The 9120-nt window shown below is 41.7% G+C and carries 4 protein-coding genes; 1 reads left to right on the top strand and 3 read right to left on the bottom strand.

Annotation, left to right across the window (positions count from 1 at the left end; translation table 11 throughout):
* Positions 1–203 precede the first annotated feature (203 nt).
* Positions 204–3881 (bottom strand): chromosome segregation protein SMC, encoded by a 3678-nt coding sequence (gene smc, locus H6G76_RS27400; protein ID WP_190708210.1) that lies wholly within the window; start codon positions 3879–3881, stop codon positions 204–206.
* A 220-nt stretch (positions 3882–4101) separates the two neighbouring features.
* The gene (locus H6G76_RS27405) at positions 4102–5595 is read right to left on the bottom strand and encodes a tetratricopeptide repeat protein (RefSeq protein ID WP_190708212.1); all 1494 of its coding nucleotides are present in this window, start codon (positions 5593–5595) and stop codon (positions 4102–4104) included.
* A gap of 478 nt (positions 5596–6073) precedes the next feature.
* On the opposite strand from H6G76_RS27405, the gene H6G76_RS27410 reads away from it, so the two are divergent.
* Entirely contained in the window at positions 6074–6940 is an 867-nt protein-coding gene (locus H6G76_RS27410; RefSeq protein ID WP_190708214.1) for a hypothetical protein, read from the top strand.
* A 43-nt stretch (positions 6941–6983) separates the two neighbouring features.
* On the opposite strand, the gene H6G76_RS27415 is transcribed toward H6G76_RS27410, so the two are convergent.
* On the bottom strand, positions 6984–8837 hold the full coding sequence (locus H6G76_RS27415) for an aspartate kinase (protein ID WP_190708216.1): 1854 nt from the start codon (positions 8835–8837) through the stop codon (positions 6984–6986).
* Positions 8838–9120: the final 283 nt, after the last annotated feature.

The following is a 9120-nucleotide window of genomic DNA, read 5'->3' on the forward strand; positions in this document are numbered from 1 at the left end:
ACTTTCATTAGGAACAAATATCAAAATTAGCTAATGTAAATCAATGGCTAATGGCGTTGAGAGGTGGTTAACTCTCTCCTTAATCTGTCGCCTGTCACCTTTAACCTTAGGACTTATGCAAGAACCCTCTGAAACTCTTATAACTTCGTGAACTTTGCGTCCTTTGTGGTTCGTTTTTTCATGATTTTGCGTAAGCCCTGAATCTAACTAGATGATTTTAATTTAATTCCCAAAACTTGGGTATAAGCACCTCGTGCTTGAGTAACGCCAATGGTGCGTTCGGCTGATTCTATCATCGGACGACGCAAACTCACAACTATAAACTGTGCTAGTTGTGCTTGTTGTTTGATCATTCTAGATAATCGTTCTACGTTTGCTCCGTCTAAAAACATATCTACTTCGTCAAAGGCATAAAAAGGTGATGGACGGTAGCGTTGTAGGGCGAAAATAAAACTTAAGGCGGTGAGGGATTTTTCTCCCCCAGACATGGAAGCTAGTCGCTGTACTGGTTTACCTTTGGGGTGAGCAACTAAGTTTAAACCACTGTTAAAGGGATCTTCGGGATTATCAAGTTGTAGGTAGCCGTCGCCTTCTGAGAGGGTTGCGAAAATCGATTGGAAGTTTTCGTTAACAGCATCGAAGGCTTCTTTAAAGGCGCGTTGCCGCAATGTGGTAAAGTTTTCAATTCTTAATAATAATTCGGTACGTTCTGCTTCTAACGTCTGTAACTTGTCTGTAAGTTCTTGCAGGCGGTTTTGGGTGCGTTCGTATTCTTCTAACGCCAGCATATTTACAGGTTCCATTGCCTGTAGGCGTTTGGCAAGCGATCGCAATTCTTTCTGCAATTCTTCTAAATCTACTTGATCGGGTACTTCTGGTAAAGGACTGGGCAATTCTGGGAGTAGTTCTTGCAATTGGCTTTGTAGGGTTAGTAATTCCTCCCGCCGCTTTTGCTGGGTTTCTTGCAACTTTTCGAGTTCCCATTCCAATTGTTGCTGACGCAGAAGATGCGATCGCACTTCTTGTTCAATTGCGTCACGTTTTTGTTTTTCTTCACCCAAGCTTTTTTCCATTTCGCCCAGCTTGGCGCGAGTTTCGGTGATTTGGGTGCTGAGTGCTGCGTGCTGGGTGCTGAGTGCTTGGATTTTATGCTGAGAAGTTGCTTGTTCTTGATGATACTGAGCAATTTTTTGTTCAGCTTCTTGAATACGTTCTTGCAACCTTTGTTGCTGATTTTCTAAGTTTTTCAGCCGTTGTTCTGCTTCCCGTAATGAAGATTCTCGTTGTTGTAATTGTTGCTCTTGCGTTTTAATTACCGCTTGGATTTGCTGCCATTCGCTGGGTGTTTGAGATGCTTCTAACTCAGCTAAAGCATGACGTAATTGTTGTAGTTGCGCTTCTTGCCCTGGTAAATCTTTATCTAAAATTTCTAGGCGAGATTGGGCGGTGGAGAATTTTTCCGTATTTTGGGCAAGTTGCGATCGCGTCCCTTCTAATTGCGCTGTTAAAGCCTTAATATCTTTTTGCAACTGTTCTAATTGCAATTGCTGTTCGCGCCTTGCTTGACGTGCTTCCGTGAGTTCTTGGGATAGCTGTTTAGTTTTGGTTGATAAGGATGCGATCGCATCGATACAACGATCTAAAATCCGTTCAATATCTGCCAAGCGATTTTTCAACGCAATAACTTCATCTGATTCTGCCGCTTCTCCTGTGCCAAAGCGCAACGCTGAACGCTGATTTGTGCTACCACCAGTCATTGCGCCACTGGTTTCTAATAATTCTCCGTCTAAGGTGACGATGCGATATAAACCGAGGTTTTTCCGCGCCTGTTCTAAGTTAGCGAATACGACAGTGTTACCGAAAACATAGTTAAATACATCTTTATAACGGCGATCGCACTCAACCAAGTTCACAGCATAATTGACATAGCCGTTAGCTAATCGCAGGGTTGCATCTTGGGTAATTCTCGGAGCTTGAATCTTATTTAATGGTAAAAAGGTGGCTCTCCCCGCGCGTTTTTGCTTGAGAAGTTCAATTCCGGCGGCGGCGATACCATCATCATCGACTACGATATGTCCCAACCTAGCACCAGCAGCAATTTCCAACGCTAATTGATAACGGGGTTCCACTCGTCCTAAATGTACCACCAAACCACAAACCCCAGGCATTCCCGATTGAATAATTACCTTACTCGCTTGAGTACCTTGGACTTCTTGCTGTGCTTGTGTTTGTGCCTCAATTTTATCTAACTGGCGTTGTTTTTCCCGTTGCTCTTGGGAAAGCCGCTTTTGCGTATCTTGCTGGATTTGTAATTCCTGTTCTGTAGCGGCGAGATTTTGCGCTAAGTTTTGGATGGGTTCGTTAGAGACGTTAAATTCTGCCTCAACTCGCGTACACTCAGCTTGTTTTTCTGCTAACTGCGGTTCTAAATTGGCAATTAACTGAGTTTGTTCGTGAATTAATTCTTGTAGCTGACTATTACGTTCTTTTAACTGTGCTTGCTCTGTGCGTTGCGGTTCCAGAGTTTGCAGTACAGTTTCGATTTGACGGTTCAGTGCAGTTTGTTGCTGCACCCATACTTCCGAAGCTGAAGCGATTTCGGCGGCGGCTTCACGGGATTTTTGCAGTGCTTGTTCTGCCTCATCCCGTTGCTGTTGACAATAAACTATAGATTGTCGTTCGACATTCTGGGTTTGAGCAATTTCTCCTAAAGCCTGTTGATGCTGTTGAATTTCTTGCTGCGTTTGCACCAAGCGTTTGGCTGTTTCTTGGGAAGTTGTTTCTAATTCTGTTTGCTGACGCTGGAGTTGCTTGCGTTCTGCTTCTTGAGTAGCGAGGCTAGACTGTACCGCTAATAATTCCTCCTCACCCAAAGCTTTCACATGAGCATTGAGTTGTTCTAGTTCAGCAGTTTTTTGGGTAATGCCGACATTCAGAGTTTCTAATTGGAGTGTAAGGTCATTATGAGAGCGATCGCCATTTTGAATTTCTGTCGCTAACTTTTCTTGCTGTGCTTGCAGCGAACGCCACGATAAAACTGCTTCCCAAGATTGCTTATGCAAGTATTCCGTTCGCAGCTTTTGATATTTTTCTGCTTTCGCTCTATCTTGAGAAAGGCGATCGCGCTGTGCAGTTAACTCCGTCTCAATAATCCGACAGCTATCTTCCTTTTCCTTCACCTCATCTAAAGTACCCTTGGCTTGATGAATCTTGCGATCAAACGCCGCCACCCCAGCCAACTCATCAATAATTTCTCGCCTTTCCTTAGCATTCATCGAGATAATGCTAGTAACGTCCCCTTGCAACACGACGTTATAGCCTTCAGGATAAATCCGCAGACTCTCCAACTCCTCATGCAACTCCGTCAGCGTACAAGCAACACCATTGATATAGTAATTTGACGTGTAAGTTCCTTGATGAGTCACCCGCAACCGTCTGGTGACACTCCATTCCGTTGGGGAGTCGGGAGTAGCGAGTGGGGAGTGGGAATTCTCTTCATCTTCCTCCAATTCCTCCGCGCCATCCTCACTCCCCGCGACGGACACTTTGCTCAAGTCGGGAGACCCGCCCACGCAAGTGTCCTCCTCTGCGCCTTTGCGTGAGATATCCTCCCCCGATAAATCAAACGTCACCGTCACACTAGCTTCCACGGATGCGCGTCCTTTAGCCGTTTGAGTATTATTTACCAGATCCGGCAGGCGATCAGCCCGCATTCCCTTAGAACTGGCGAGTCCCAAACAAAATAACAGCGCATCCAAAATATTAGACTTACCGGAACCATTTGGCCCAGAGATGACAGTGAACCCCGGTAGCAAAGGGACTGAGGTAGTACCGCCGAAGGATTTGAAGTTGGTAAGTTCCACGCGCTTGACGTATACCATATGCGCTGGTTCACTGGGCTAATGGTTAATGAAGAACAAGTGTATCAACTAATAAAAATTTCGCAATAGTTTCGTATAGAGAATTTAAGGATTATCGTAGACGCGCAAGCGGCTTGCCGCAGGCTACCGCAGAGGCGCAGAGGAGAGGAATTATTGGAATATAAAAGATAATTTTCTTTTCTAGCATTTTTGACTAGATGATTTTGCAAGTAGCCAATAGTTATTTTTGCAAGATTTTAATTTCTTGCAGTATATCTCTGTAAGTATCATTATCTCCCTGTTCTTGGAACAGTTTTGCTGCTTTTTTTAGATCAGCGATCGCTACTTTTTTATTACTTAATTGGGCGTATAATAAACCCCGACGATAATAAGCTAAACCATATGTAGAATTTATAGTGATCGCTTGGCTAAAATCCCCTATCGCCGCTTGATAATCTTTAATTTTCACCCGTGCTAAACCCCTTCCATAGTAAGCGTAGGAGTTTTGAGAGTTAATTTTAATCGCTTGTGTGTAGTCGGTGATCGCTTGTTGATATTTCCCTAGTCCAAACCTAGCAAATCCTCGGTCATAATAAGCATTAGCATCTTGAGGATTCAGTGCAATTGCTCGACTAGAATCTGCTTGTGCTTTTTCATAATCACCTAAGCGATAAAAAGCATCACCTCGATGATTATAAGCTAAAGAATTTTGTGGGTTAATTTCAATAGTTTGAGTAAAGTTACTTACTGCTTCTTGATAATTGCCTTTTTCATATTGACTTATTCCTTCTTGATAACTAAATTGCTCATTACTTCCTAGTTTTAGTCCTTGTAAGAACCATCCTGTAATCATAACAATCATCAAACTAGCTACTCCTATAAGCATGAGTCCCAATTTTCTAGCCTGACGTTTTGGTGGCTCATAATGAGCATATTTTAGCTGTTGGAGATCATGTAAAACTGCTGCTACAGATTGGTAACGTTGACGATAATCAAACCTGACCATTTTATCGATAATTTGGATCAGATTTTGACTCACTCTTGTGATTCCGTCATACCAAATTAGTTCACCCGTGAATAAATGTTTCTGACTTTGTAATATTGATACCTCTTCGGTGGTTAAACCCATAATTGCAGCGATCGCCACTATTCCTAACGCGTAGATATCGCTGTTATATTGAGGTTGACCCTGTAATTGTTCTATAGGTATATATTCCAAATTGCCTACTGTAGTTGTCACCAGTTCTTGAACAGAACCAAAATCAACTAAAACAAGTTTATTGTCTGAATATCGGCGGATAATACTTAATGGTTGAATATTTTGGTGAATTACATCACGACTATGTATGTATAATAAAATTTCTAATAATTCTAATAATAAATCAATTACTTGTTCTTCATTTATAGGTACACCTGACAAAACTTCTTCCGTTAATTGATGACCAACAATCAATTCTTGAACTAAATAAAATTCATTGCTTTCTTCAAAAGAGTCATAAATGTTCTGAATTCTGTCGTGTTCCTGCCCAAGTTGCTTTAAAAGTTTATATTCTTTAAAAAAAGATTTTCGTAATTGTTTTAAATGTTGAATATTTTGAGTTTCTGGATGCAGTCGCTTGACAATAAATTGCTGATCAGCTAAAGCAGTATCTTCAACCAAATATTTTTGTACTGCTTCCTCCATACACAAGACTTGTAAAATGCGGTAACGTACCTCAAGAATTTGACCATCCATAGTATAGATAAATTTTTTATACGTAGTTACATGATTATATATAGCAATCCTATTTGATTTATAAAGTACTGGTTGAGGTAGGGAGTAGGGAGTAGATTTGTTTGTAATTCATTTAGGATTGCTATATTAGAGTTATTAGTACTATAAATTTTTTGTATACCAGTATTTGTTAGACAAAGTATACAACTTTAAAATAATTGTCAATTGATACAAGTAACTATAATAAACACCATATAGCAGTGTAGACTAAAAAACAATAAAGCTCAGAGAAAATACGTCATCTTACTACGTAGCTAATAAGCTAAGAAAATATTTTTGTCTGATTTTGAGATTAATAATCCTCTATTTTTGTAAAATTATTACTGAGTAACTACTAAACAATTACTTGGTAGAGTTTTCGCCGTGATTTTACTCATGACAGGCTATTGCTAAGTACGCTAAAAGAGTTGTAATCAAACTGCCATAAACGCAAAATAGCGTGAAAATCAATATATTTCAACGCCACAAAAACAAACAACTAACAAAAGCCAAGCGTCAATTGACTCAGGCACTGCATCAGCGCGACATGGCTGCCCTTCAGAATTTGATTACTCGATGGCAAAAGATTATCAAAGAAGAAAAGTTAACTAATTTAATAGTCAATGAAGTGCTGTTAGAATGCGATGCTGAAAGTCACAGTTGGTTTTTTGAAAATTGTTTAGGGAAATTTAGATATCAACAAATGCAGCAACAAGCTCAAAATAATGTCTTTCACATCTTAGTTAACGCAGGTTTGGAACCAGGAAAAGACTTTAGTTTTGGGCTAGATGCTGAAATAATTATTAGCGATCGCACCAAACAAGTCTTAATTGATCACTTACCACAACAGCAGCAAAAATTTTTTGAAGCTCAATTGCAATTCGCTAAAGTTGCAGATCCAATTGCGGCGATTGAGCAAAATTTAGGATGCCCCTTTTATCAAAACTTAACCATAATTGCGGCTCGTCAGGTGCAATCATTAAGTAATACCCAAGCAGCAGCTTATTTAGGAGTCTTACTGGCTGGTTTAGTCAAACGGCATCCAGCCCTGCAAGATGTAGACTTTCCGACAAAATTTATTTTTAATAGCTTGCAAGAGTTACCTCAACAGCGAGTCACAGCAATATTAAATGATCAAGAAACAAATCCTCAGTTTGATCAAGTAATCATCTTTCAAGATTTGCTAGCGGCAATGGAAGAACCTGAAGTTGTTTGGATGAATGAAGCAGAACGTTGTCTGAGTCTAGAACAACTCAAAAAACTAGATTTAGTTTGGTGTGGTGAAGATATGTCAGCAGAGATCATGGCTACCCCGAAAGACTTATGATTAGGAAGCCAATACAGGCTTCCTGTCAATTTGTAGTTGGCTTCTATGCGGGAACTACAAATTTCTCACTACCAGCTAATTCAAAGGCAGCATGAATTACTTGTAAGGCTTTTACACCTTGTTCTTGGGCGACAACACAGCTAATTTTGATTTCTGAGGTGGCAATCATTTGAATATTGATTTGGTGTTGTGCCAACGCCCCAAACATTTTAGCCGCAACACCTGGTTGTCCCACCATACCTGCACCAACGATACTAACTTTAGCGATCGCACTATCTAAAACCACTTCACCCCAGCCTAATTCTGCTGCCACCTGAGTGAGTAGTTTCTGGGCAGTTTCTCCATCCATACGCGGAACTGTAAAAGCAATATCCCGTTTGGGAACACCATCAATGATGCGACAGCGTTGAGATTGAATAATCATATCAACGCTGATGTTGTGCTGTGCCAAGATGCCAAACAACTTCGCCGCCATCCCGGCTTTATCTGGAACTTGGCGAATCGCCAGCCGTGCTTGGTTCAAGTCTAAGGCGACACCGCGCACAGGGGAAGAGGAAACGGGGCAGGGTGCAGGGGGCGGGGGGCATGGGACTACCTCTTGTTCCCTGCTTATTGTCTCTTCTGACTCTCCCTTAGCTGCGATTTCAAAGGCGGTACTAAGTGCGGCAACAGCGCGATCGCAGTCTGTGGCATTCACTAAGCAGCTGACTTTGACTTCACTCGTAGAAATCATTTGAATGTTCACGCTTGCTTCCGCGAGGGTGGTAAACATTTTCGCCGCCACCCCAGGACGACCAATCATCCCTGCACCAGAAATACTAACTTTGGCAACGTCTTGCTCGATAATTACCTCGGCTTCGTCTGATTTGGGATTAGATGGATTTCTCAGGGCTGGTGCGATCGCTGCTGCTACTGCTTCTGCCCGTTTTAATATGGGTGTGGTGACGGTAAAGGCGATATCGTTGGTATTACCTTCGTGAATTGATTGAATAATTAAATCTACATCGACATTTTGACGAGCGATTTCCCCAAATAACTTAGCTGCTACCCCTGGCTTATCGGGTACGCGCAACAACGCGACCCTGGCTTGGTTCATGTCAAACTCTACTGCATCTACAGCCTTAGCAATTTCTAAATTTACCAGCGATCGCTCTTGCGGTTTGAGCGATGTTACCCAAGTACCAGGGTCATCTGTCCAGCTAGAACGCACTACTAAAGGTACACCATAGTTACGGGCAATTTCCACTGAACGGGGATGTAATACTTTTGCACCCAAACTTGCTAGTTCCAGCATTTCATTACAAGTAATGGCATCCATCAGCTGGGCTTCAGGGACTAAGCGCGGGTCTGTAGTTAAAATTCCTGGGACATCTGTATAAATTTCACAAAAATCTGCTCCGATTGCTGCTGCTAGGGCGACGGCTGAAGTATCGGAACCACCACGTCCTAAGGTCGTAATTTCTAACTCTCCGGTGCTGGATATCCCTTGGAAACCAGCTACTACAACTACTTTACCTTGGTTAATATGACGCAGTAGACGGTCAGTTTCTATGTGCAAAATTCGGGCGCGGGTGTGTTCTGCTTCAGTCACAATTCCTACTTGTGCGCCAGTCATTGAAATAGCAGGCTGTCCAATTTCTTGCAATGCCATACTTAGGAGAGCAATTGTGACCTGCTCACCAGTAGAAAGCAACATATCCATTTCCCGGCGGTTAGGATTCTTTGAGATTTCACTAGCTAGTTTGACGAGTCCATCAGTGGTTTTACCCATTGCGGAAACTACTACAATCAACGAGTTTCCTGCTTTAACTGTTTTATATACACGCTGGGCAACAGCTTGGATACGTTCGACTGAACCGACAGATGAACCACCGTATTTCTGAACTATAAGCGCCATAACTTTGTGTTAAATGAGGTGTGCCTACTTTCATCAATATTCCCACCGGGCTAGGAAGCATTGAAGGCATTAGCAGTAGTTATTTAATTTACTAAATTATCAGAATCAGTTGGCACAAAAAACTTGTCATGTAAATTTTGTGGCTAATTTTGCCTATTGTGTTGAAAAAACCTCATAAAAGTCAATACCTTAGCCAATTTACGAGGGTTTAATGCCTGTAGAAACGGGATGAATACGTCCTAAAGAAGTAAGCTTGGCAAAAATCTGGGTTAATAAAATAGGC

Source organism: Nostoc sp. FACHB-152 (assembly GCF_014697475.1).
In the GTDB taxonomy this organism is placed as follows: domain Bacteria; phylum Cyanobacteriota; class Cyanobacteriia; order Cyanobacteriales; family Nostocaceae; genus Nostoc_B.